This window comes from Streptomyces sp. NPDC021019 (assembly GCF_044333295.1).
In the GTDB taxonomy this organism is placed as follows: domain Bacteria; phylum Actinomycetota; class Actinomycetes; order Streptomycetales; family Streptomycetaceae; genus Streptomyces.
In genome coordinates this window covers 106,782-130,081 of sequence record NZ_JBIRQR010000010.1, presented here as the reverse complement: position 1 = coordinate 130,081, position 23,300 = coordinate 106,782, and the positions used below count along the sequence as shown (strand labels likewise).

18 protein-coding genes and 1 riboswitch are annotated in these 23,300 nt (G+C 72.7%); of the genes, 5 read left to right on the top strand and 13 right to left on the bottom strand.

Going from position 1 to position 23,300, the window contains the following annotated elements; translation table 11 throughout:
- Positions 1–21 precede the first annotated feature (21 nt).
- Complete coding sequence (locus tag ACH4RG_RS34545; RefSeq protein ID WP_397925418.1) at positions 22–1,095, bottom strand: hypothetical protein; 1,074 nt, start codon at positions 1,093–1,095, stop codon at positions 22–24.
- 575 nt (positions 1,096–1,670) lie between these two features.
- Between ACH4RG_RS34545 and sepH the strand changes: the two genes are divergently transcribed.
- Positions 1,671–2,768 carry a septation protein SepH gene (sepH, locus tag ACH4RG_RS34540; protein WP_397925416.1) on the top strand — a complete coding sequence of 366 codons (1,098 nt, stop codon included), beginning with the start codon at positions 1,671–1,673 and terminating at the stop codon, positions 2,766–2,768.
- Positions 2,769–2,876: 108 nt separating this feature from the next.
- On the opposite strand, the gene ACH4RG_RS34535 is transcribed toward sepH, so the two are convergent.
- Positions 2,877–3,707 (bottom strand): sulfurtransferase, encoded by an 831-nt coding sequence (locus ACH4RG_RS34535; RefSeq protein WP_397925414.1) that lies wholly within the window; start codon positions 3,705–3,707, stop codon positions 2,877–2,879.
- A 233-nt stretch (positions 3,708–3,940) separates the two neighbouring features.
- Here ACH4RG_RS34535 and ACH4RG_RS34530 point away from each other — a divergent pair, with 233 nt between their 5' ends.
- A complete protein-coding gene (locus ACH4RG_RS34530; protein WP_397925412.1) occupies positions 3,941–4,741 on the top strand; it encodes a VOC family protein in 801 nt (266 codons plus the stop codon).
- 7 nt (positions 4,742–4,748) lie between these two features.
- Here the strand turns inward: ACH4RG_RS34530 and ACH4RG_RS34525 are convergent, their stop codons facing one another.
- From ACH4RG_RS34525 to ACH4RG_RS34510, 4 genes are all read right to left on the bottom strand, one after another.
- A complete protein-coding gene (locus ACH4RG_RS34525; RefSeq protein ID WP_397925411.1) occupies positions 4,749–5,402 on the bottom strand; it encodes a thymidine kinase in 654 nt (217 codons plus the stop codon).
- Between the two features lie 44 nt (positions 5,403–5,446).
- Positions 5,447–6,634: an alkaline phosphatase family protein gene (locus ACH4RG_RS34520; RefSeq protein WP_397932432.1), complete on the bottom strand. Its 1,188-nt coding sequence runs from the start codon at positions 6,632–6,634 to the stop codon at positions 5,447–5,449.
- A complete protein-coding gene (locus ACH4RG_RS34515; RefSeq protein WP_397925407.1) occupies positions 6,634–7,230 on the bottom strand; it encodes a DUF5998 family protein in 597 nt (198 codons plus the stop codon). Before ACH4RG_RS34515 ends, ACH4RG_RS34520 begins: the two co-directional genes overlap by 1 nt.
- Positions 7,231–7,305: 75 nt before the next feature.
- Complete coding sequence (locus tag ACH4RG_RS34510; RefSeq protein WP_397925405.1) at positions 7,306–10,266, bottom strand: GNAT family N-acetyltransferase; 2,961 nt, start codon at positions 10,264–10,266, stop codon at positions 7,306–7,308.
- Between the two features lie 172 nt (positions 10,267–10,438).
- Between ACH4RG_RS34510 and ACH4RG_RS34505 the strand changes: the two genes are divergently transcribed.
- Positions 10,439–10,720: an HPr family phosphocarrier protein gene (locus ACH4RG_RS34505; protein ID WP_007449776.1), complete on the top strand. Its 282-nt coding sequence runs from the start codon at positions 10,439–10,441 to the stop codon at positions 10,718–10,720.
- A gap of 158 nt (positions 10,721–10,878) precedes the next feature.
- Here the strand turns inward: ACH4RG_RS34505 and ACH4RG_RS34500 are convergent, their stop codons facing one another.
- The 4 genes from ACH4RG_RS34500 to ACH4RG_RS34485 form a co-directional block, all read right to left on the bottom strand.
- On the bottom strand, positions 10,879–11,586 hold the full coding sequence (locus ACH4RG_RS34500) for a GntR family transcriptional regulator (RefSeq protein WP_398540744.1): 708 nt from the start codon (positions 11,584–11,586) through the stop codon (positions 10,879–10,881).
- 177 nt (positions 11,587–11,763) lie between these two features.
- Positions 11,764–12,579: a M23 family metallopeptidase gene (locus tag ACH4RG_RS34495; RefSeq protein WP_397925403.1), complete on the bottom strand. Its 816-nt coding sequence runs from the start codon at positions 12,577–12,579 to the stop codon at positions 11,764–11,766.
- 13 nt (positions 12,580–12,592) lie between these two features.
- Positions 12,593–12,760: riboswitch (cyclic di-AMP (ydaO/yuaA leader) on the bottom strand.
- A 223-nt stretch (positions 12,761–12,983) separates the two neighbouring features.
- Entirely contained in the window at positions 12,984–14,354 is a 1,371-nt protein-coding gene (locus tag ACH4RG_RS34490) for a M16 family metallopeptidase (RefSeq protein ID WP_397925401.1), read from the bottom strand.
- A gap of 26 nt (positions 14,355–14,380) precedes the next feature.
- Entirely contained in the window at positions 14,381–15,763 is a 1,383-nt protein-coding gene (locus ACH4RG_RS34485) for a M16 family metallopeptidase (protein ID WP_397932437.1), read from the bottom strand.
- Between the two features lie 267 nt (positions 15,764–16,030).
- Here ACH4RG_RS34485 and ACH4RG_RS34480 point away from each other — a divergent pair, with 267 nt between their 5' ends.
- On the top strand, positions 16,031–18,487 hold the full coding sequence (locus ACH4RG_RS34480; protein WP_398540743.1) for a DNA topoisomerase (ATP-hydrolyzing) subunit A: 2,457 nt from the start codon (positions 16,031–16,033) through the stop codon (positions 18,485–18,487).
- A 33-nt stretch (positions 18,488–18,520) separates the two neighbouring features.
- On the opposite strand, the gene ACH4RG_RS34475 is transcribed toward ACH4RG_RS34480, so the two are convergent.
- On the bottom strand, positions 18,521–19,627 hold the full coding sequence (locus tag ACH4RG_RS34475; protein ID WP_398540742.1) for a CobW family GTP-binding protein: 1,107 nt from the start codon (positions 19,625–19,627) through the stop codon (positions 18,521–18,523).
- A 23-nt stretch (positions 19,628–19,650) separates the two neighbouring features.
- Complete coding sequence (locus ACH4RG_RS34470) at positions 19,651–20,796, bottom strand: citrate synthase (RefSeq protein ID WP_397925393.1); 1,146 nt, start codon at positions 20,794–20,796, stop codon at positions 19,651–19,653.
- Positions 20,797–20,935: 139 nt separating this feature from the next.
- Here ACH4RG_RS34470 and ACH4RG_RS34465 point away from each other — a divergent pair, with 139 nt between their 5' ends.
- Positions 20,936–22,201 (top strand): citrate synthase, encoded by a 1,266-nt coding sequence (locus tag ACH4RG_RS34465; RefSeq protein WP_398540741.1) that lies wholly within the window; start codon positions 20,936–20,938, stop codon positions 22,199–22,201.
- Positions 22,202–22,257: 56 nt separating this feature from the next.
- Here the strand turns inward: ACH4RG_RS34465 and ACH4RG_RS34460 are convergent, their stop codons facing one another.
- Positions 22,258–23,274 carry a LacI family DNA-binding transcriptional regulator gene (locus ACH4RG_RS34460; RefSeq protein ID WP_397925389.1) on the bottom strand — a complete coding sequence of 339 codons (1,017 nt, stop codon included), beginning with the start codon at positions 23,272–23,274 and terminating at the stop codon, positions 22,258–22,260.
- Positions 23,275–23,300 lie beyond the last annotated feature (26 nt).

Genomic DNA, 23,300 nt, shown 5'->3' with positions numbered 1-23,300 from the left:
TGTGCGCGTTACGCCGGTGGGTCACTCGGCGTCGGCGCCGGGCGGGGCCTGCTCGCCCTGCTCCGGGGCGACGCCCGTGCCGGTCGAGGGCGCGCCCGTGCCGGCGTCGCCGGAGGGCGTCGGGGTGGGCGGCACCGGGTCGGGCGCGGTCCCGCCGTCGGAACTCGAGGGCGTCGGCGTGGAGGTGGACCCGGTTCCCGGGTTCTCGGCGCCCGTGCCCGTACCGGGGTCCGGGCTCTCGGCGGCGCCGTCGCCCGGGTCCGGGGCGGGGGCGGAGCCGGTGCCAGCGTCGGGGGTCGGCCGCTGCTCGTCCCCCTCCCCGTCCCGGCCGGTGTCCCCGGAGGGCGTGGGGTCGGCGGGTCCGGGGTCCCGGTCGTCGCCACCGCCGCGCACGACGGAGCTGAGGGTGGTGCCCTGGCCGCCGCTGAGGTCGTTGCCCGAGATCATCTCGAACGCGGTGATCCCGGCCATGGAGACGGCGAAGACCGCGGCGGCCGCGAGCACGGGGCGCTTCCAGCCGCGCAGCCGGGTTCCGTGGGTGACGCCCTCTCCGAACGCGTCGTCGCCGTCGGCCGCGCCCACCGCGGCCCGCGGCAGCAACCGCGTACGGTCGTCGGCCCGCGGCAGCAGCCGCGTACGGTCGGCTCCGGCCTCCGCTCCCGCGCCCGGACCCCGGCCCGGCGGAACCCGGAGCATCCGGGTCCGCGCGTCGCCGAGGTCCAGCAGCTGGGTCCGGTCCGTGTCGACGGGCTTCAGCAGCAGCGTGCTCTCCGCGTCCGGGATCACCTCCGGCACCGCGCCCGGGTCGACCGTGGGCAGCACCGTGGTGGCGTCCTCGGCCGGCTCCGGCTCGGACCGCCGGGCGGCGCCCCGGTGCCCGGCGGGCGTCGTCTCCTTGGTGTGCACCGTCACCTGGCGGCCCTCCGGGTGGGTCACCTGGACCGTCACCTCGCGGATCTGCTCGCCGGTGCGGCGGAAGAAGTGCTGGAAGACCGAGCCGCCGCAGGTGGCGACGACGCTCATCACGCCCGCTCCCGCGATCGTGCCGTACACGCCCAACTGCGAGGCCAGCACGGCCGCCGCGACGGCCGCCACGGCGCTCCCGGCGACCTGCGGGAGGCTCAGATCTATGCGCCTTTCCTTGGGTTCTGTGTCACTTTCCGGCTTATGAACCATTACCAGCCCCTGCTTGACATCTCTCCCACCATGCAACAAGGAGGGACAAATGAGCGAAGTGGATAGTTCCATTTCCGGAGATTGTGTGAAGCACAACACGCATCAGGGGCATTTCGCGGAGAACTGGGTAACTCAACTCCCACGCCGCACGAGAAGTTCGGCGGCGCGCCGGTCCACCTCGATGGCTCGAATGGAGTACTGTGACGAGCCCTGGGGCGGACTCCGACGTGGGAATCCGCAGCCACCGGAGGGTCCGACGGCACCACTCGAACCGACGGCGTGAAGGCATCACACGGATGCCTGCTGCACAGAGCGGCCAAATCGGTCGCTTTGGGTCGCAATGGGTAACCGTGTCATGGTGGTGCACCAGGACGAGCGCCCGACACGCCGGGCAACTTGGCAAGGTTGTGGCAGGCTGCACCCGGGCAGGTCACACTCGACTAGCGGAAGCAGCGACGCACGTGACGTCGGCAGGCACCACCCGGGAGGTCCCCATGCCCGAACTGCGTGTCGTGGCCGTCTCCAACGACGGCACACGACTGGTGCTCAAGGCTGCGGACAGCACGGAGTACACGCTTCCGATCGATGAGCGGCTGCGCGCCGCCGTGCGCAACGACCGCGCCCGGCTCGGCCAGATCGAGATCGAGGTGGAGAGCCACCTCCGTCCCCGCGACATCCAGGCCCGTATAAGGGCCGGCGCCTCCGCGGAGGAGGTCGCCCAGTTCGCGGGCATCCCCGTCGACCGTGTACGCCGCTTCGAGGGCCCCGTGCTCGCGGAGCGCGCCTTCATGGCCGAGCGGGCCCGGAAGACTCCTGTGCGCCGTCCCGGCGAGAACACCGGCCCTCAACTCGGCGAGGCGGTGCAGGAGCGTCTCCTGCTGCGCGGCGCCGACAAGGAAACCGTCCAGTGGGACTCGTGGCGTCGCGACGACGGCACCTGGGAAGTCCTTCTCGTCTACCGGGTCGCGGGTGAGCCGCACTCGGCGAGCTGGACGTACGACCCGCCCCGGCGGCTGGTCCAGGCCGTGGACGACGAGGCGCGCTCCCTGATCGGCGAGACCGACGACGTCGCCGCGCCCGAGCCCAGTTTCCCCTTCGTACCCAGGATCGCCCGGCTGCCGCGCGACCGGCCGCTGGACCGGAGCCTGGACCGGCAGATCGACCGCGACCGACCGCTGGACCGGGCTCTCGACCGGCAGATCGAGCGGCCCGCCCCGGCCGCCGCCGAACCCGAGGAGTACGTGAGCAGTGCCTCGGCCGGTGAGCGCGACTCGCTGACCAGCCTGCTGGAGGCGGTGCCGAGCTTCCGCGGCGACATGGTCGTCCCCGAGCGGCCCAGCCAGCCCGAGCCGCCCGCGCTCGAACCCGCCGAGGAGGCCGAGGCGGACGAGCCGCCGGCCGCCGCCTCGGCGGGCGCCGGGTCCGCGTACGCGGATGTGCTGATGCCCCGGGCGGTGGCCGGTCACCGCGACCGGCTGACCGGGACGACCGACCGTCAGGCGGAGGCGGACGGAGTCCGGCCGGGCCGCCGGGCCGCCGTGCCGAGCTGGGACGAGATCGTCTTCGGTACCCGGCGCAAGAAGCAGGACTGACCGGTCATGACCACCGGGGGCAGCGGGGTCCGTACGCGGTCGCGTACGGACCCCGTTGCCTTTCCGTCCCCCCGGCCCCGACCGCACCGTGCGGCCGGGGCCGCGGGACTACTGGGGTTCGGGCCCCGTGGCGACCGGCCGGGAGGGGTCCGAGGACCACTCGGACCAGGAGCCCGGGTACAGGACGCCCCTGAAGCCCGCGATCTCCAGGGCCAGCACCTCGTGCGCGCCGGAGACCCCGGATCCGCAGTAGACGCCCACGCCTTCGGGACTTCCCTCCGCCCCCAGGCCGGCGAACCGCGCGGCGAGCCGCTCGGCCGACAGGTAGCGGCCCTCCTCGTCGACGTTCTGTGTGGTCGGCGCGGAGACGGCCCCGGGAATGTGTCCGCCGACGCGGTCGATCGGCTCCACATCGCCCCGGTAGCGCTCCGCCGCGCGCGCGTCCAGCAGCAGACCCGAGCGGGCGAAGGCCGCCACGCTCTCCGCGTCCAGGGTGGGCAGGGCCCCCGGCTTCGGCCGGAAATCGCCCTCGGCGGGGCGCGGGATCGCCGTGGAGAGGTCGCCCGTCCAGGCGGCGAGGCCGCCGTCGAGGACCCGTACGTCCCCGTGGCCCGTCCAGCGCAGCAGCCACCAGGCTCGGGCCGCGGCCCAGCCGAGGCCACCGTCGTACACGACGACCGGGGTGTCCTGGCCGACTCCGGCCCGGCGCATCACGGCCCCGAAGGCCTCCGGGTCCGGGAGGGGGTGGCGGCCGCCGTCACCCGGCGGCCCCGCCAGCTCCGTATCGAGGTCGACGAAGACCGCGCCGGGCAGGTGACCGGCTTCGTAGTCGGGACGGCCGTGGGGACCGCCGAGCTGCCAGCGGACGTCCAGGAGCACCGGCGGTCGCGACCCGGCCGACTCGCTCGCGTATGCGGATGCGGTGATGATGGGCTTCATGGGTGCCATCCTCGCGCAGCGCCACCGGCGCCCGTAACAGCATCGGAGGGGACGACCGGCGGGAAACCGGCCGTCCTTCGTCGAGAACCCGGACGACGCGGCGCGGCCGGTGCGTCACCCGCGCCCGGGGGTGCGAGCATCTGCACGGGGCACGCGGACCGCTTCCCGACCCGGGACGGCGTACCTGTCCCGTCCCCCGCACGGCCACCCATACGGTCCGAGGAGAGAAGACGATGACCGAGGCCCACGCCCGGCGCACGCCCGGAACACCTTGCTGGGTAAGTCTGATCGTGCACGGCCTGACCACGACCCAGGAGTTCTACCGGGGGCTGTTCGACTGGGAGTTCCGGCCGGGTCCCGAACAGCTGGGCCCCTACGTCCGCGGGCTGCTGCACGGGAAGGAGGTCGCGGGCATCGGCCAGCTGCCGCCCGACCGCCACCTCCCGATCGCCTGGACCACCTACCTCGCCACGGACGACGCCGACGCCACCGCGGAGACCATCCGCTCCTGCGGCGGAACGGTCGCGGTAGGACCGCTGGACGCGGGCGAGGCGGGACGGCTCGCCATCGCCTCGGACCCGGTCGGGGCGGTCTTCGGCATCTGGCAGGGCTCGGAGCACATCGGCACCATGACGGCCGGCGTGCCCGGCACCCCGGTCTGGAACGAATTGGTGACCCAGGAGACCTCGATGGTCGCGAAGTTCTACCAGACCGTGTTCGGCTATGAGACGGAGGCGGTTGTCTCGGCCGACTTCGACTACCAGACGCTGCACCTGGACGATGTTCCGGTGGCGGCGCTGCACGGCGTCGGCCACGCACTGCCGCGCGACCGGGGCCCGCACTGGATGACGTACTTCGAGGTCGCCGACACCGACCGGGCCGCGGCCCGGGTGGTGGAGCTGGGCGGGCGCGTCCTGCAGCCGCCGCGCGAGGGGTCGAGCGGCAGGGTGGCCACGGTCGCGGACCCGGAGGGCGCCGTGTTCACGGTCATCCGGTCCGCCGCCGGGGGCGGATCGGCGGAAGGCCGGGCGTAGCAGGCGCTCAGGCGTCGGAGGCGACCGGCAGGACGTCCGGGGAGAGAATGCCCGCGCGGGCCGCGGTCGCGGTCGTGCGGCGGCGGTGGTGACGGCGGCACAGCACCTCGTAACCGACCTCGCCCGCCTGCCGGTTGACGTCGCCGACGACGACCTGGGCGCCCTCGACGACCATCTCCCCGTCCACGGTTCGGGCGTTGTGCGTGGCGCGTGCGCCGCACCAGCAGAGCGCCTCGACCTGGAGGGCCTCTATCCGGTCGGCCAGCTCGATCAGCCGCTGGGAGCCCGGGAACAGCTTCGTGCGGAAGTCCGTCGTGATACCGAAGGCGAAGACGTCGAGCCCCAGGTCGTCGACGACGCGGGCCAGTTGGTCGATCTGCTCCGGGGCGAGGAACTGCGCCTCGTCCACGATCACGTAGTCGACCCGGCCGCCCCGGCTCACGCGGCCGACGATGTGCGCGTACAGGTCCATGCCCTCTTCGGCCTCGACGGCGTCCGTGACCAGGCCGAGCCGGGAGGAGAGCTTCCCCTCCCCCGCGCGGTCGTCCCGGGTGAAGATCACTCCCTGGAGCCCGCGCGCCGAGCGGTTGTGACCGATCTGCAGGGCCAGCGTGCTCTTTCCGCAGTCCATGGTTCCGGAGAAGAACACCAGCTCGGGCATGAGGGGTCGAGCACCTTTCGGAGGGGCGGGCACGGTGGGAAGGGTTACGAGCGTACTTCGAGGAGGGGGACGAGCTGTTCCACGGGGGTCAGGGAGCCGTGCACGCCGGCCATCGCCGACTCGTGCGGCTCGTTGACGGAGGCCGTGATGATCACGTCGTCGTGGGCGGCGGCGACCACGTCGCCGATCCGGCCGTACACCCGCTCGTCGATCGTCGGCCCGAACCAGCCGGCCGCGATGGCCTCGTCCCGGCTCGCGACCCAGAACTGCTCGCCGAGCACCTCGCGCCAGACGGTCAGGACGTCGGCCTCCGCGCCCGGCACCGCGTAGACGTGGCGGGCGCGTCCCTCGCCGCCGAGGAGGGCGACGCCGGCGCGCAGCTCCCAGTCCTCGTCGAAGTCGATCCGGGACTGCTCGTCGAACGGGATGTCGATCATGCCGTGGTCGGCGGTGATGTAGAGCGCCGAGCGCGGCGGGAGCTGCTCGGCGAGGCGTCGGGCGAGCCCGTCGACGTACATCAGCTGACCGCGCCAGGCGTCCGAGTCGGTGCCGAAGCGGTGGCCCTTGCCGTCGACCTCGCTGTAGTACGTGTAGACGAGCGAGCGGTCGCCGGCGGCCAGGCGCTGGGCGGCGACGTCCATCCGGTCCTCGCCGGAGAGCCGGCCGAGGAAGGAACCGCCACTGAGCGCGACCTTGGTGAGGGGGGTCTGCTCGAACATCGGCGCGGAGACCTGCGCGGTGTGCACGCCCGCGGCGTCGGCGAGCTGGAAGACCGTCGGGTACGGCTGCCAGACCTTCGGCGCGGTCCACGGCTTCCAGCGGAGCTGGTTCATCAGCTCGCCGGTCTCCGGGTTGCGGGCGGTGTAGCCGGGAAGGCCGTGCTCGCCGGGCGGCAGCCCCGTGCCGACCGAGGCGAGCGAGGTGGCGGTGGTGGAGGGGAAGCCCGCGGTGAGCGGGCGGCCGGTGGAGCCGCGCGAGGTGGGGAGGAGGGAGTACAGGAAGGGAGCCTCGTCCGGATGGGCCTTGATCTGCTCCCAGCCGAGGCCGTCGATCAGGAAGACGCAGTTGCGGTCGGCCGGGGTCAGCTCGGGGATCGCGGCGGTGAAGCCGGGTACTTCCTGTCCGGCGGCCAGCGTCGGCAGCAGGTCGGCGAGCGAGCCGCTGCCGTACTCCGGCACGGGCGCGGTGTCGAGGGGCAGCAGGACGGGGTCCTGCCAGGCGGGCTGGGCCATCAGCGGCCGGTCGCCGCGGTGGCGGCCGTGGCCTCGGAGAGCGACTGGGCGAAGACGAGGGTCTGGCGCACGGCGTCGGGGCCGTCGCCGGCCTCGCTGACCCGCAGGCTCAGGTCGTCGGCGGTGGAGCTGCCGGTGTAGCCGTGGTCGGCCTCGCAGTTGGCGTCGCCGCAGGCGGCGGGCTCCAGGTCGATCCGGGAGACCGCGCCCCAGCCGATGGTCAGGACGACCTCGCGGGGCAGGGTGCCCGGGACGTACTTCTCCGGGTTGGCCACGACGCGGCTGACCACGACGGAGGAGATCCGCCCCAGCTTCACCGACTCGGTGGAGGTGGTGGCGTACGGCGTCGGGGAGCTGGTGTCGGCGGCCTGCTCGTCGGTGTGGCTGACGATGAACCGGTGCTCGGTCAGGACGAGGACCGTCACATGACGGCGCACCTCGTTGGAGTCGAACGTGGTCTCCTGGTGCACCAGGTACGAAGCGACCGGCTCTCCGCCGACGGCGGCCTCCACCGCCTCGGCCACGAGGGCCGGGTAGTAGCCGCTGCGCTCGATCGCCGCGCGCAGCCCCTGGGTCGTCGTACCGGTCTTAGCCATGAGGACCATCCTACGGCGGACCGGTGACTGCCGGGGACGCCCCGGTGCGCACCGGCCGCCGGTCGCCGGTGGGGCTCAGTAGTTCGGAAGGCGGCGCGGGCCGAGGTCGCTCCGGGCGGGCGGCGGGGCGAGCCGGACGCTCGCGCCGAGCACCGTCAGTCCGTGCGGGGCGACGACGACCGGTTCGAGGGCGACGGAGACCACCTCGGGATGGTCGTCGACCAGCCGGGACAGCCGCAGCAGCAGCTCTTCGAGCGCGGTCGTGTCGACCGGGGCCGAACCGCGCCAGCCGAACAGCACCGGGGCCGCCCTGATGGACCGGATCAGCTCGGCGGCGTCGCGGTCGGTGGCGGGGACCAGCCGGTGCGCGGTGTCGCCGAGCAGTTCGGAGGGCGCGCCCGCCAGGCCGAAGGAGAGGACGGCCCCGGCGGCGGCGTCGATGGAGGCGCGCACGACGGTGTCCACGCCGCGCGGGGCCATCGCCTGGACGACGGGGAGCAGTTCGGCGGGCTTGCCGAGGAGGTCGGTCAGCTCTCCGTACGCCCGGCGCAGCGCCTCCTCGTCGGCCACGTCGAGGCGGACCCCGCCGAGGTCGGCGCGGTGGCGTAGGTGGGGCGCGGTGGTCTTGAGGGCGACCGGGTAGCCGAGCCGGGCCGCCGCGGCGACGGCCGCCTCGGGGTCCGGGGCGGGCAGGGTGGGGCGGACGGCGATGCCGTAGCGGCCGAGCAGTTCGCGGGCCTCGGCGTGGGTGAGCGGGCGGCCGCGCGGGTCGGGGGCGGTGGCGAGCTGTGCCTCGATCAGCGCGGCGGCGCCGGGCTTGTCGATGGTGTCGTCGAGGAACTCGGGGATCTTGCCGGGCACGGCGGCCTGGCGTCGCCACTGGGCGTACTTGACGGCCTCGGCGAGGGCCCGCACGGCGCGTTCGGCGGCGGGGTAGGCGGGGATGCGGCCGGGGCCGTGGCCCGTGGCGGACTCCGGGGCGGGGCTCGCTTCCGGTGTGCCGGGGGTGGCCGGGGCGGCGGGCGCGTCGGGGCCCGTGCTCGGGGCCGGGGCGGGGCTTGCCCGCGGGGCAGCGGGCGCGCCCGGGGCCGGGGCGGTCGAGGAGGAGGCGGCCGCCCGGGTCCGGTCGGCGGCGGGCGTCGCCGTGCGAGGGCGTGGCGCGGCGGTGCTGGACGCGGCGGCCAGCGCCTCGGCGAGGCCGCCGATCTCGACGTGCACGACGGCCACCGGCTTGGCCGCGCCCCCGGCCACGGCCTTGTGGAGGGCTGCGGCCAGCACTTGGCCGTCACCGGTCTCGGCCTCCCCGTTCTCCCCCACCCACGGGATGGCGGTGACGATCACGGCGTCGCAGGTCCCGTCCGCCAGCGCCTCGGCCAGCGCGTCCCGGAAGTCCTGCGGGGATGCGGCGGTGGTCAGGTCGATCGGCGGGCGCGGGCGCAGTCCCTCGGCCAGGCAGGCGTCGTACGTCAACAGGCCGAGGGACTCGGAGTTGCCGAGGATGGCGACCCGGGGTCCGGCCGGGAGCGGCTGGCCCGCCAGCAGGAGTCCGGCGTCGACCATCTCGGTCACCGTGTCGACCCGGATGACACCGGCCTGGCGCATCAGCGCGGAGACCGTGGCGTCGGGGATGCGGCTGACCGGGACGGCGTGGCCGGGCGGGGTGGAGCCGCTGTGCCGGGCGCCCTTCACCACGACGACGGGCTTCACGGCGGCGGTGCGGCGGGCGAGGCGGGTGAACTTGCGGGGGTTGCCGAGCGATTCGAGGTAGAGCAGGGCGACGTCGGTGTCCGGATCCTCGAAGGAGTACTGGAGGAAGTCGTTGCCGGAGACGTCGGCCCTGTTGCCCGCCGAGATGAACGAGGACAGGCCCGCGCCGCGCCGGTGGAGGCCGGAGAGCAGGGCGATGCCGATCGCGCCGGACTGAGTGAACAGGCCGATCCGGCCGCGGGCGGGCGACTCGGGGGCGAGCGAGGCGTTCAGCCGGACGGACTCGGCGGTGTTGATGATGCCGAAGGCGTTCGGGCCGATGATCCGCATGCCGTACGAGCGGGCCTGGCGGACCAGCTCACGCTGGAGTTCGCGGCCGTCGGCGCCCCGCTCGGCGTATCCGGCGGAGAGGACGACCAGGCCCTGGACGCCGTGCTCGCCGCAGTCGGCGACGGCCTCGGGGACCCGGTGGGCGGGAACGGCGATGACCGCGAGGTCGACCTGCTCGCCGATCTCGCCGAGCGAGCGGTGGGCGGGGACGCCGTCGAGGGCGGTCACGCCTTCGTCGAAGGCGCGGTTCACCGCGTACGTACGGCCGGTGTAGCCGGAGGCGAGGAGGTTGCGCAGGACGGTGCGGCCCACGCCGCCGGGGGCGCGGCCGGTGCCGATGACCGCGACGGAGCCGGGAGCGAGCAGGCGCTGCACGGAACGGGCCTCGGCGCGCTGTTCGCGGCCGCGCTGGACGGCGAGGGACTTCTCGGTGGGTTCGAGGTCGAGGGTGAGGTGGACGGAGCCGTCCTCGAAGCTGCGGCGCTGGGTGTAGCCGCCGTCCCGGAACACCTTGATCATTTTGTTGTTGGCGGGGAGCACCTCGGCGGCGAAGCGCCGGATGCCGCGCTCCCGGGCGACCGCGGCGATGTGTTCGAGGAGCGCCGAGGCGACGCCGCGGCCCTGGTGGGCGTCCTGGACGAGGAAGGCGACCTCGGCCTCGTCGGCGGGGGCGGAGGCGGGGCGGCCCTGGTCGTTGATGCGGTCGTAGCGGACCGTTCCGATGAACTCGCCGCTGATCGTGACGGCCAGTCCCACCCGGTCGACGTAGTCGTGATGGGTGAAGCGGTGCACGTCCCGGTCGGATAGCCGCGGATACGGGGCGAAGAACCGGTAGTACTTCGACTCGTCGGACACCTGCTCGTAGAAGCTGACCAGTCGCTCGGCGTCGTCCGTCGTGATCGGCCTGATGCGCGCGGTGCCTCCGTCGCGGAGCACCACGTCCGCTTCCCAGTGGTCGGGGTACGCGTGATGCGGACTCTGCTCCGGCGTGGGCTCCATGGGCAAAGCCTACGGCGGGGGCCCCGGTCGCGGAGAGACCGGCGCCCGGGCAGTCTGAGGTGGCCCGGACCCGGGCCGCCGGAGTACAGGGCCGGACAGGAGGCCGGGCACAGCACCACGCACTGCATGAGAGACTGGTCTAGACAACCGTTGATATGTGAAGGGCAGAACCATGGCTGAGCGCCGCGTAAACGTCGGTTGGGCCGAGGGCCTGCACGCCCGCCCCGCTTCCATCTTCGTCCGTGCCGCCACGGCTTCCGGCGTCCCCGTGACGATCGCCAAGGCCGACGGCAATCCGGTCAACGCCGCCTCCATGCTCGCCGTGCTCGGCCTGGGCGCGCAGGGCGGCGAGGAGATCGTGCTCGCGTCCGACGCGGACGACGCGGAGGCCGCCCTGGACCGGCTCGCGAAGCTGGTCGCCGAGGGCTTGGAAGAACTCCCCGAGACCGTCTGACCCACGCGACCCGGCCCGGCCGGATTCGACAGGTGCGAGAGCCGTGAACCCTTCGAGGGATCACGGCTCTTTCGCTTTCGGGAAAGAGCCGCGCATCGATATTTCGGCCGGCACGGGTCATGTCCCGCTCTTACTTGTCTTTGTCTACGGCTCTTCCGTTAATTGCGGACGCCCGCGATGTTTACGTCATGTTGCGAAGTTCTCACGCGGGGAACGGGCGCGGTGCGCCGCCCCGGCGGTTGTGGGCGGCGCAGCCGGTGGGTCCCCTTGGCGCGTTCCGCGTACTGGGCGGTCAGTGCCCTCGCCCGCTCCGCGTCGCCGCGCGCCACGGCGTCCACGATCGCGCCGCGCTCGGCCCAGGAGTCGACCGGACGGGCCGGCTGCTCGACCACGTACATCCAGGCGATCTTGTGGCCGAGCTGGGTGAGCAGGGCGATGAGTCCGGGACTGCCGGAGGCCTGGGCGAGGGTCTCGTGGAACCAGCCGGCCAGCGAGCGCAGATCCTCGCTCTCGCCCCGGCGGGCCCGCTCCTGGCCCAGTCCGACCAAGCCCCGGAGCACCTTCAGGTGGGCCCCCGTGCGGCGCTGCGCGGCGCGTGCCGCACCCAGTGGCTCCAGGAGCATCCGCACTTCCAGGAGGTCGGCGGCCTCCTGCGCGGTGGGCTCGGCGACACAGGCGCCGGCGTGTCTGCGGGTGACCACGAAACCCTCGGACTCCAGCGTGCGCAGGGCCTCGCGGACCGGGACGCGGGAGACCCCGTAACGGCGGGCCAGCAACTCCTCGGTGAGGCGGCTGCCGCGTTCGTGGACACCGGAGACGATGTCGTCACGGATTGCCGTGCATACCGAATGCGCGGGAATGCGCATGTCCGAACCTCCGCCTTGATCCCCGCGAAACGCGGCCGCCCGACGTCTTTTCCGTGACTCTATTGCAATCTGCCGGAATTTCCGATGGCAGGCCGGAATCCATGGATATCCACGGGTCGGAATCGCCGAAGGCCCCGGTGGGCGCCGGGGCCTTCGGACGGGGTCGCGCGGGGCGGGTCAGACGTTCAGTCCGTGGGAGCGCAGGTAGCCGACGGGGTCCATGTCGGAGCCGTAGTCGGGGCTGGTCCGGGCCTCGAAGTGCAGGTGCGGGCCGGTGGAGTTGCCGGTGGAGCCGGAGAGGCCGATCTGCTGGCCGGAGGAGACGCTCTGGCCGACGGAGACGCCGATCGAGGAGAGGTGGCCGTACTGGGTGTACGTGCCGTCCGTCATCCGGAGCACGATGTTGTTGCCGTACGCGCCGCCCCAGCCGGCCTCGACGACCGTCCCGGCGCCGACGGCGACGACGGAGCTGCCGGAGGCGGCCATGAAGTCCACGCCGGAGTGGCTGCCGGAGGACCAGAGCGAACCGCCGGACTTGTAGCCGGTGGTGACGTGAGAGCCGGCGACCGGCAGGTGGAAGGCGTTCAGGCGGGCGCGCTCGGCGGCGCGGGCGGCGCGGGCCTTCTCCTCACGGATCTCCTCGGCGCGGGCCTCGGCCTTGCGCTCGGCCTCCGCCTTCGCCTTGGCCTTGGCGGCCTTCTCGCGGGCCTCCGCGGCGGCCTTGGCCTTCGCCTTCGCGATCGCGTCGGCCTGCTGCTTCTGGGCGTGGGCCTGCGCGTCTATCTGCTCGGCGAGAGTGGCGTCGAGGGCGACGGCCTGGGTGAGGCCGGTGTCGGCGACCTGGGCGGCCTCGGTGTCCGCGGCGAGGGCCGGGGAGGCCAGCGAGCCGAGGACTCCGGTGGTGGCCAGAGCCGCGATGCCGGCGGCCTGGGCGCTCCGGCGCGTGAGGCGGCTCGGGGCACGGTGCTTCCCGGTGGCACGGGTGAACGCCATGGAGGGGCTGATCCTTTCCTTCCTTCTCGCCTACCGGGTTAGCTGACGGGTTCGGAGCAGGAAGGTCTCCTACGGATCCCCGCGCCGGTCTCGCGGCACGGACCTCCGATTCACCCCAGGGACTGCGTGGGTCCCCGGCTCCCCAGGCTCGCGCCTGACGGGGACTCGGCGATGGCTGCCCGGCGCCGCGGCTGCGGCATACGGGTGGCGGACAGCCGAGCCGACGCTAGGCCGGGCGGCTTCCCATCGCCAAACGGACCAGGGGATTTGTCGTACATCCCACAGGGCAGACAGGCATCCTCTCTCCCAAAGGTGATGGATTGGGTTAATCGACCAAAAAGGGAAGGACCCCGACGAATATGCGTTCGTCGGGGTCCTGTTCGCGGCGGTGGGCCACACCTGAGTCAGCCGGTGACGACGGACACCTCTCCGATGCCGAGGGCCTTCACGGGCTCCTCGATCCGGGCGGCGTCCCCCACGAGCACCGTGACCAGCCGGTCGACCGGGAAGGCGCTGACCACGGCGGCGGTCGCCTCCACGGTGCCCGTCTCGGCGAGCCGGGCGTAGAGGTGGGCCTGGTAGTCGTCGGGGAGGTGCTGCTCGACCTGGTCGGCCAGCGTGCTCGCGACGGAGGCGGCGGTCTCGAACTTCAGCGGGGCGACGCCCACCAGGTTCTGCACGGCCGTCTCACGCTCGGCGTCGGTCAGCCCCTCGGCGGCCAGCGTCCGCAGGACCTTCCAGAGGTCGTCCAGCGCCGGTCCGGTGGACTCCGTGTCCACCGAGCCGCTGATCGCGAGCATGGCCGCGCCGCCCGCGTCCGGGCCGCTGGAGCGCAGCACCTGGGCGAAGGCCCGCACCCCGTAGGTGTAGCCCTTCTCCTCGCGCAGCACCCGGTCCAGCCGGGAGGTGAGGGTGCCGCCCAGGCAGTAGGTGCCGAGCACCTGGGCGGGCCACACACGCTCGTGCCGGTCGGCGCCGATGCGACCGATCAGCAGCTGGGTCTGGACCGCGCCCGGCCGGTCCACGATCACGACGCGGCCGGTGTCGTTCGCGGTGATGGGCGGCACCGGGCGGGCCTGACCGGCGTTGCCCGACCAGTCGCCGAGGGTCTCCGCCAGCAGCGCGTCCAGGTCGATACCGGTCAGGTCGCCGACGATCACGGCCGTCGCGGTGGACGGACGGACATGGGCGTCGAAGAAGGCGCGCACGGCCCTCTCGTCGATCCGCCGGACGGTCTCCTCGGTGCCCAGGCGCGGGCGGGACATCCGGGCGGTGGCCGGGAACAGCTCCTTGGAGAGCTGCTTGGCGGCGCGCCGGGACGGGTTGGCGTGCTCGTGCGGGATCTCGTCGAGACGGTTGCCGACGAGGCGCTCGATCTCGCTCCCGTCGAACGCCGGGGCCCGCAGCGCCTCGGCGACCAGCCCGAGGGCCTTGGCCAGCCGGGAGACCGGGACCTCCAGGGAGACCCGGACGCCGGGGTGGTCGGCGTGCGCGTCGAGCGTGGCGCCGCAGCGCTCCAGCTCGGCGGCGAACTCCTCGGCGCTGTGCTTGTCGGTGCCCTCCGAGAGCGCCCGCGACATGATCGTGGCCACACCGTCCAGGCCCTCGGGCTCGGCCTCCAGCGGCGCGTCCAGGAAGATCTCCACCGCGACGACCTGCTGGCCGGGGCGGTGGCAGCGCAGCACGGTCAGCCCGTTGGGCAGGGCGCCGCGCTCGGGCGCCGGGAAGGCCCAGGGGCGGGCCGTGCCGGGCGTGGGCTGCGGGTGGTACTCCATGGCTACTCCAGTCACGGCGGCGTCGCTCACTTGTCCGCCCCCTCGTGCGCGTCGGCGCCATCGGTACCTGTCGCGCCCTCGTCGGACCCGTCGGCCTCGTCGGCCGGCTCGATGGGCTCGTACACCAGCACCGCCCGGTTGTCGGGGCGCAGGGCCGCCTCGGCGGCCGCGCGCACCTCCTCCGCGGTGACGTCCAGGACGCGGCCCACGGCGCTCAGGGCGAGCTGCGGGTCACCGAACAGGACCGCGTAGCGACACAGTTCGTCGGCGCGGCCGGCGACCGTGCCGAGCCGGTCGAGCCACTCGCGCTCCAACTGCGCCTGGGCCCGCTCCATTTCCTCGGGGGTGGGCCCCTCGGCGGCGAACCGGGCCAGCTCCTCGTCGACCGCGGCCTCGATCGTCTCGACCTCGACGCCGCCGGACGTCTTCACGTCCAGCCAGCCGAGCGAGGGCGCTCCGGCGAGCCGCAGCAGCCCGAAACCGGCCGCCACCGCCGTACGGTCGCGGCGGACCAGGCGGTTGTGCAGCCGGGAGGACTCGCCCCCGCCCAGCACGGTGAGCGCCAGGTCGGCGGCGTCACAGGCGCGGGTGCCGTCGTGGGGAAGGCGGTAGGCGGCCATCAGAGCGCGCGCCGGGACCTCCTCGTGGACCACTTCGCGCAACTGCTCGCCGATGACCCCGGGCAGCGTCCCGTCGCGCGGCGGCTGCTTGCCGTCGTGGGAGGGGATGGAGCCGAAGTACTTCTCGATCCAGGCGAGCGTCTGCTCGGGGTCGATGTCGCCGACCACCGAGATCACCGCGTTGTTGGGCGCGTAGTACGTACGGAAGAACGCGCGGGCGTCCTCCAGCGTGGCCGCGTCCAGGTCGGCCATGGAGCCGATCGGGGTGTGGTGGTACGGGTGGCCCTCGGGGTAGGAGAGGGCGGTCAGCTTCTCGAACGCGGTGCCGTAGGGCACGTTGTCATAGCGCTGGCGGCGTTCGTTCTTGACGACGTCGCGCTGGTTCTCCATGGACTCCTCGTCGAGCGCGGCGAGGAGGGAGCCCATCCGGTCGGCTTCCAGCCAGAGCGCCAGCTCCACCTGGTGGGTGGGCATGGTCTCGAAGTAGTTGGTCCGCTCGAAGCTGGTCGTCCCGTTGAGCGAGCCGCCGGCCCCCTGGACGAGCTCGAAGTGACCGTTCCCCTTGACCTGGCCCGAGCCCTGGAACATCAGGTGCTCGAAGAGGTGAGCCAGACCGGTGCGTCCCTTGACCTCGTGACGCGAGCCGACGTCGTACCAGAGGCAGACCGCGGCGACCGGGGTCAGATGGTCCTCGGAGAGCACCACACGCAGGCCGTTGGCCAGGCGGTGCTCGGTCGCTGTCAAGCCGCCGGAGCCGGCCTGTGCGGTGGCCGTGTGACCCATGGGCATGTACGTCCCTTCGATCGCGATACTGGACTTCCTGCCAGACCTGCCACTCTAAGCAAGCGCACCGGCACCTGGCGAAGTTCCCGTTCCTCGGATGTTTCCGTCGATGGTGTCGCGGACGCTGTCCGGGCGGGCCCCTGGGCCCGCTTCGGACGGGTCGAGGTCGGCGTTGTCAGTCCGGCGGTCCACAATGGACCGCGTCACTAGCTCGTGTTGTACCGAACAAGCTCAGGTTGTCCGAACAGAATCTGTGAAGGAGTCGCAGCCGCGATGGCCCGCCGTAGCACGAAGACCCCGCCGCCGCCGGACGACTTCGAGGAGAAGATCCTCGACATCGACGTCGTCGACGAAATGCAGGGCTCCTTCCTCGAGTACGCGTACTCGGTGATCTACTCCAGGGCCCTGCCCGACGCCCGCGACGGCATGAAGCCGGTGCACCGCCGCATCGTGTCCCAGATGAACGAGATGGGGCTGCGCCCCGACCGCGGCTACGTGAAGTGCGCCCGCGTCGTCGGCGAGGTGATGGGCAAGCTGCACCCGCACGGCGACGCCTCGATCTACGACGCCCTGGTGCGCATGGCGCAGCCGTTCTCGATGCGCCTTCCCCTGGTAGACGGCCACGGCAACTTCGGCTCCCTCGGCAACGACGATCCGCCGGCCGCCATGCGGTACACCGAGTGCCGGATGGCCGACGCCACGTCGCTCATGACCGAGGCGATCGACGAGGACACCGTCGATTTCCAGTCGAACTACGACGGCCAGGAGCGCGAGCCGGTCGTCCTCCCCGCCGCCTATCCCAACCTCCTGGTCAACGGGGTCTCCGGGATCGCCGTGGGCATGGCCACCAACATGCCTCCGCACAACCTGGGCGAGGTCATCGCGGCCGCCCGGCACCTGATCAAGCATCCGGGCGCCGACATCGAGACGCTGATGCGCTTCGTCCCGGGACCCGACCTGCCCACCGGCGGCCGCATCGTCGGTCTGGGTGGCATCAAGGACGCGTACACGGCGGGCCGCGGCACGTTCAAGATCCGTGCCACCGTCGCCGTGGAGAACGTGACGGCCCGCCGCAAGGGCCTCGTCGTCACCGAACTGCCCTTCACCGTCGGCCCGGAGAAGGTGATCGCCAAGATCAAGGACCTGGTCTCGGCGAAGAAGCTCCAGGGCATCGCCGACGTCAAGGACCTCACCGACCGGGCGCACGGACTGCGTCTGGTCATCGAGGTGAAGAACGGCTTCGTGCCGGAAGCGGTGCTGGAGCAGCTCTACAAGCTGACGCCGATGGAGGAGTCCTTCGGCATCAACAACGTGGCGCTCGTCGACGGCCAGCCGCTCACCCTGGGCCTCAAGGAACTGCTGGAGGTCTATCTGGACCACCGCTTCGAGGTGGTGCGCCGGCGCAGCGAGTTCCGCCGCACCAAGCGCCGCGACCGGCTGCACCTGGTCGAGGGCCTGATCGTCGCCCTGCTCGACATCGACGAGGTCATCCGGATCATCCGGGACAGCGACAACTCCTCGCAGGCGAAGGAGCGCCTGATGGCGCACTTCTCGCTGAGCGAGATCCAGACGCAGTACATCCTGGACACCCCGCTGCGCCGGCTCACCCGCTTCGACCGGATCGAGCTGGAGAGCGAGCGCGACCGGCTCACCGGCGAGATCGACGCTCTGACCGCGATCCTGGAGTCGGACGTGGAGCTGCGCAAGCTGGTCTCCTCGGAGCTGGCCGCCGTGGCGAAGAAGTTCGGCACGGACCGGCGCACGGTGCTGCTGGAGTCGGCCGGTGCGCAGATCGCGTCCGTACCGCTGGAGGTGGCGGACGACCCGTGCCGGGTGCTGCTCTCCTCGACGGGCCTGCTGGCCCGCACGGCGAACGCGGAACCGGTCGAGGTCTCCGAGGACGCCCGGCGGACCAAGCACGACGTGATCGTGTCGGCGGTGGCGGCGACGGCGCGCGGCGACGTCGGGGCCGTGACCTCCACGGGCCGGATGCTGCGGCTCTCGGTGATCGACCTGCCGCAGTTGCCGGACACGCACGCGGAGCCGAATCTTTCGGGCGGGGCGCAGTTCTCCGAGTTCCTCAGCCTGGAGGCGGACGAGGAGCTGGTCTGCCTGACCACCCTGGACGAGTCCTCGCCGGGCCTCGCGATCGGCACCCTCCAGGGCGTGGTGAAACGCGTCGTGCCGGACTACCCGCCCAACAAGGACGAGTTGGAGGTCATCTCCCTCAAGGACGGTGACCGCGTCGTGGGCGCGACCGAACTGCGCACGGGCAAGGAGGACCTGGTGTTCATCACCTCCGACGCCCAGTTGCTCCGGTACCCGGCGGCGTCGGTACGTCCGCAGGGGCGGGCCGCCGGAGGAGTGGCGGGCGTCAAGCTGGCGGCCGGGGCCGAGGTGCTGTCGTTCACGGCGGTGGACCCGGCGGCCGGGGCGATCGTGTTCACGGTGGCCGGCTCGCACGGCACGCTGGACGACTCGGTGCTGACGTCCAAGCTCACCCCGTTCGACCAGTATCCGCGCAAGGGCCGGGCCACCGGCGGGGTGCGCTGTCAACGGTTCCTCAAGGGCGAGGACGTCCTGGTGTTCGCGTGGGCGGGCCCGACCCCGGCACGGGCCGCGCGGAAGAACGGCACCCCGGCGAAGCTGCCGGAACCGGATCCGCGACGGGACGGCTCGGGCACGCCGCTGCTGGAGGCGGTGGATGTGATCGCGGGACCGCCGCTGTAGGCGGGGCCCTTCGGCGGGGAGCGGCCGGAGGCGTCACGCCTCCGCGCCCGCTTCCCCTACGTCCACGGGGTCCGTCTCCCGCTGTACGTAGCGGAGCACGCCCCACATGGCGCGCTCGACGTCAGCGGCGTCCGCGCGCTCGGGTTCGTGCGCGCGGCAGGCGGCGAGTGCGGCCAGCAGCGCTTCGGCGTCGACGCCCGCGCCGATCATGACCAGCTGGGTGAGCCGCTGTTCGCCGCGCGCCCACGGGCGGGGGACGAAGCGCAGGAAGCGGCCCACCGCGTGCAGCGCGTACGTGTTGTCCCGGTCCCCCGCGCCGAAGTCCGCGAACCCCTTGATCCGGTAGAGCCCGTCGGGCCGGGAGTCGAGGAACTCGATGAAGCGGCGTGGGTCCATGGGGACGTCCGAGGTGAAGTCGACGCTCTCGTACGCTGCGTGGAGGTGGTCGTCGTGCCCCTCGTGCCCGTCGGTCGCCTCCTCCCGCAGCAGGTCCTCGAAGGTGAGCTGGCGAACCCTGTCCTCGTGGTCCGGTCGCAGGGCCGGGTCGAAGAGGAGCTCGGGGTCGATCCGTCCGTGCACGGCGGAGACCACGGCGGCGGGTCCGCTCAGCTCCGCGACCGTCGCCCGCAGCCGCTCCCGCTCGGTCTCCTCCACCCGGTCGGTCTTGTTCAGGACGACGAGGTCGGCGACGGCGAGATGGCGGTCGAGCTCCGGATGCCGCTGACGGGTGCCGTCGAACTCCGCCGCGTCGACGACCTCGACGAGGCCCCCGTACTGGATGTGCGGGTTCTCGCTGGCCAGGAGCAGACGGACGAGCTCCTGGGGTTCGGCCAGACCGCTCGCCTCGATGACGATCACGTCCAGTCGGGCGGACGGCCGGGTCAGTGTCTCCAGGAAGGTGTCGAGTTCGCTCGCGTCGACGGCGCAGCACAGACAGCCGTTTCCCAGCGAGACGGTCGAGCCGACCTGCCCCGAGACGGTCATGGCGTCGATCTCGATGGCCCCGAAGTCGTTGACGATCACGCCGATCCGGGTGCCCGCGCGATTGCGGAGCAGATGGTTGAGGAGCGTGGTCTTGCCGGAGCCGAGGAAGCCCGCCAGGACGACGACCGGGATCTGCGGAGTGCGGGGCGGGGTCAACGGAGGCCTTTCCGGGGACGTCGTCAGGGTGCCGGGACCGGCTGCGGCGGGGGTGCGCCGACGTAGCGGGCCGCCGGGCGGATGATCTTGGAGTCCTCCGCCTGCTCCAGGATATTGGCGCTCCAGCCGATCACCCGTGCCGCGCAGAAAGTGGGGGTGAACATCGCGCGCGGCAGCCCGCACAGCTCCATGACCACCCCGGCGTAGAACTCCACGTTGGTGTGCAGTTCCCGGCCCGGCTTGAGCTCGGCGAGGATGGCCTCGACCTGGCGCTCCACCTCCACGGCGAAGTCGACGAGCGGTCCGCCGAAGCCCTGCGCGAGGGACTTGAGCATCCGGGAGCGCGGGTCCTCGGTGCGGTAGACGGGGTGTCCGAAGCCCATGATGCGGCGGCCCGAGAGGACCTGTTCGCGGATCCAGCCGTCGATGCGGTCCGGGGTGCCGATCGCGTCCAGGGTGTCCAGGGCCCGGCTGGGGGCTCCGCCGTGCAGCGGCCCGGAGAGCGCGCCGACCGCCGCGACCAGGCAGGCGGCCAGGTCGGCTCCGGTAGAGGCAACGACCCGGGCGGTGAAGGTGGAGGCGTTGAAGCCGTGGTCGACGGTGGAGACGAGGTACTGCTCGACGGCCCTGGCATGCTCCGGCTCCGGCTCCGATCCGGTCAGCATGTACAGGTAGTTCGCGGCGTGCGGCAGGTCCTCGCGGGGCTCGACCGGCCGGAGCCCCTGACCCAGGCGGTGGAGGGCGGTGAGGATCGTGGGGACGGCCGCGCAGACGGTGAGCGCGTCCTCCCGCCGCTGCTCGGTCCCGACGTCGTACACGGGGCGGAATCCGGCCGAGGAACCGAGCAGGGACAGCGCGGTGCGCAGTCCGGCGAGGGGGCCGGAGACGGCGCCGGCGCGGGCGATGGCGGGCAGCGCGTCGCGCACCTCGGCGGGCAGGGTGCGCAGCGCCGCCGTACGGGCGGTGAAGTCGGCGGCGGCCGCCCCGTCGGGCAGTTCGCCGTGGACCATCAGGTACCAGACGTCCTCGAGGCCACGGGTTCGCGCGAGCTCGATCGCCGAGTACTGGCGGTAGTGGTAGAAGCCCTCGCGGCCGCGCACGTCGCCGAGGGCGGTGTCGGTGACGACGACGCCGGCGAGACCGCGGGGGACGGCAGGGGTGGTGGTCATGGCTGTTCTCTCTTCGACGCACGGAACATTGATTCGACTGTCTATGCTTGACTCGAATTCTGTCAACGTTGATGCAATCAATGTTCGGGGCGGAACTCTTGGACCCCTTCATGGATTCAGGATGGATACGGTGGTCGGCATGACGGATCAATCAGCACCCGGCAAGCAGGGGCCGCCCCGGCTCACCACCCGGGAGGCCGCCGAACTGCTGGGCGTGAAGCCGGAGACGGTGTACGCGTACGTCAGTCGGGGCCAGCTGAGCAGCGCGCGGGCCGCCGGAGGGCGGGGCAGCACGTTCGACGCCGACGAGGTCCGGGCGCTGGCCCGGCGCTCGGGGCGCCGGGACGCCTCTCCGGGCGGGAGCGACCTGGCCTTCCGCACCGGCATCACGCTCATCGAGGGCGACCGTTGCTACTTCCGCGGGGTCGACGCGACGGAGCTGGCCGGACACTTCAGCTACGAGGAGGTCGCCGAGTGGCTGTGGACGGGTGAGCCGAGTCCGGGCGCCCGGTTCACCGCGGCAGCCGGGACCCTCGCGGCGGCTCGCCGGACGGTCGGAGCGCTGCCCGCGCACAGCGGGTCGACGGACCGGCTGCGGGTGGCGGTGACCGCCGCGGCGGCCACGGATCCGCTGCGGTTCGACCTGTCGCCCCAGGCGGTGCTCAGCAGCGCCCGGAGTCTGATCCCGACGCTGGTGGGCGCCCTGCCGCTGCTCGGCGACCCGGCGGACGAGAAGGGTTCCCTGGCACGGGGGCTGTGGTCACGGCTCACCGCGGAACCGGCCGACGCCCCGTCCCTCGCCGTGCTGGACGCGGCCCTGACCCTCCTGATCGACCACGATCTGGCCGCCTCCACCCTGGCGGCCCGGGTCGCCGCCTCCGCGCGGGCCCACCCGTACGCCGTGGTCTCGGCGGGCCTCGGCGTGCTGGAGGGGCCACTGCACGGCGCGGCGAGCGGGCTGGCGCACCGGATGCTCCGGGAGGCGGTGGACCGGGGCAGCGCGGTCCCCGTGGTCGCCGATCACCTGCGGGCCGGGCGGCGGGTGCCGGGCCTGGGCCACCGGCTCTACCGGGGCGAGGACCCGCGGGCGACGGCCCTGTTCGCGCTGCTGGAGGAGGTACCGCAGGCAGCCGGGGCGCTGGCGGCGGCCCGCGAGGTGGTCGGCACGACGGCGCGGCACGCCCCGCTGCACGCCAACATCGACCTGGCCCTGGCCGTCCTGTCCGTCTCCCGGTCCATGCCGGCGGACGCGGGCGAGACGGTGTTCGCGGTGTCCCGCACCGCGGGCTGGATCGCCCACGCGCTGGAGGAATACGGAGAGCGCCCGCTCCGCATCCGCCCCAGCGGGCAGTACACGGGCCCCAGGCCACCCCAGCCGCTGCCCGGACTCCGGACGGCCACCTAATCCAAGCGCTGTCAGCGCAAATTAGCTACGGATCACAGGGAATTCTCGCGCGGCGGCTACGCGGTGGAGCGCGGCGGCTGCGCGGTGGAGCCGCGCACCACCAGCTCCGGCTCGAAGAGCAGCTCGTCCGAGGGAACGGTCCGCCCGCCGATCTGCACCGAGAGCAGCTCCACGGCCGCGCGCCCCATGGCCTCGATGGGCTGGCGGACAGTGGTCAGGGGCGGCTCGGTGCAGTTCATGAAGGCCGAGTCGTCATAGCCGACGACCGACACGTCACCGGGCACCGCGAGACCCCGGCGGCGGGCGGCACGCACGGCGCCCAGCGCGAGCGGGTCGCTCGCGCAGATGATCCCCGTGACACCCCGGTCCAGCAACCGCATCGCGGCGGCCTGCCCGCCCTCCAGCGAGAACATCGCGCGGGCCACCCATTCGTCGGGCACGGTCGTGCCCGCCTCCTCGGCCAGCACCCGGGCGGCGGCGAGCTTGCGCTGCGAGGGCACGTGGTCGGACGGGCCGAGGACCAGCCCGATGCGTTCGTGGCCGAGCGAGACGAGGTGCCGCCAGGCCTGCTCGACGGCGACGGAGTCGTCGCAGGAGACGCCCGGGAAGCCGAGGTGGGCGATGGCCGCGTTGATCAGCACGACGGGGATCCTGCGGTCGGCGAGCACCTTGTAGTGGTCGTGCGGGGCGTCGGCCTGGTGGTAGAGGCCGCCCGCGAAGACCACGCCCGAGACCTGCTGCTGGAGGAGCAGTTCGACGTAGTCGGCCTCCGAGACGCCGCCCTTGGTCTGGGTGCAGAGCACCGGGGTCAGCCCCTGCTGGGCGAGCGCGCCGCCGACCACTTCGGCGAAGGCCGGGAAGATCGGGTTCTGGAGCTCGGGCAGGACAAGGCCGACCAGCCGGGCCCGTTCGCCGCGCAGCTGGGTCGGGCGCTCGTACCCGAGGACGTCCAGCGCGGAGAGGACGGCCTGCCTGGTGGCGTCGGAAACGCCCGGCTTGCCGTTCAGCACCCGGCTGACCGTCGCCTCGCTGACTCCCACTTTCTGGGCCACTTGAGCAAGTCGTCGCGTCATGTGCGCAAGATTAGCGCAAGAAGTGC

Bases quoted from the DNA above. Each gene is read 5' to 3' on its own strand.
- sepH (WP_397925416.1), top strand. From the start codon at position 1,671: ATGCCCGAACTGCGTGTCGTGGCCGTCTCCAACGACGGCACACGACTG.
- ACH4RG_RS34535 (WP_397925414.1), bottom strand. From the start codon at position 3,707: ATGAAGCCCATCATCACCGCATCCGCATACGCGAGCGAGTCGGCCGGG.
- ACH4RG_RS34530 (WP_397925412.1), top strand. From the start codon at position 3,941: ATGACCGAGGCCCACGCCCGGCGCACGCCCGGAACACCTTGCTGGGTA.
- ACH4RG_RS34525 (WP_397925411.1), bottom strand. From the start codon at position 5,402: ATGCCCGAGCTGGTGTTCTTCTCCGGAACCATGGACTGCGGAAAGAGC.
- ACH4RG_RS34520 (WP_397932432.1), bottom strand. From the start codon at position 6,634: ATGGCCCAGCCCGCCTGGCAGGACCCCGTCCTGCTGCCCCTCGACACC.
- ACH4RG_RS34515 (WP_397925407.1), bottom strand. From the start codon at position 7,230: ATGGCTAAGACCGGTACGACGACCCAGGGGCTGCGCGCGGCGATCGAG.
- ACH4RG_RS34510 (WP_397925405.1), bottom strand. From the start codon at position 10,266: ATGGAGCCCACGCCGGAGCAGAGTCCGCATCACGCGTACCCCGACCAC.
- ACH4RG_RS34505 (WP_007449776.1), top strand. From the start codon at position 10,439: ATGGCTGAGCGCCGCGTAAACGTCGGTTGGGCCGAGGGCCTGCACGCC.
- ACH4RG_RS34500 (WP_398540744.1), bottom strand. From the start codon at position 11,586: ATGCGCATTCCCGCGCATTCGGTATGCACGGCAATCCGTGACGACATC.
- ACH4RG_RS34495 (WP_397925403.1), bottom strand. From the start codon at position 12,579: ATGGCGTTCACCCGTGCCACCGGGAAGCACCGTGCCCCGAGCCGCCTC.
- ACH4RG_RS34490 (WP_397925401.1), bottom strand. From the start codon at position 14,354: ATGGAGTACCACCCGCAGCCCACGCCCGGCACGGCCCGCCCCTGGGCC.
- ACH4RG_RS34485 (WP_397932437.1), bottom strand. From the start codon at position 15,763: ATGCCCATGGGTCACACGGCCACCGCACAGGCCGGCTCCGGCGGCTTG.
- ACH4RG_RS34480 (WP_398540743.1), top strand. From the start codon at position 16,031: ATGGCCCGCCGTAGCACGAAGACCCCGCCGCCGCCGGACGACTTCGAG.
- ACH4RG_RS34470 (WP_397925393.1), bottom strand. From the start codon at position 20,796: ATGACCACCACCCCTGCCGTCCCCCGCGGTCTCGCCGGCGTCGTCGTC.
- ACH4RG_RS34465 (WP_398540741.1), top strand. From the start codon at position 20,936: ATGACGGATCAATCAGCACCCGGCAAGCAGGGGCCGCCCCGGCTCACC.
- ACH4RG_RS34460 (WP_397925389.1), bottom strand. From the start codon at position 23,274: ATGACGCGACGACTTGCTCAAGTGGCCCAGAAAGTGGGAGTCAGCGAG.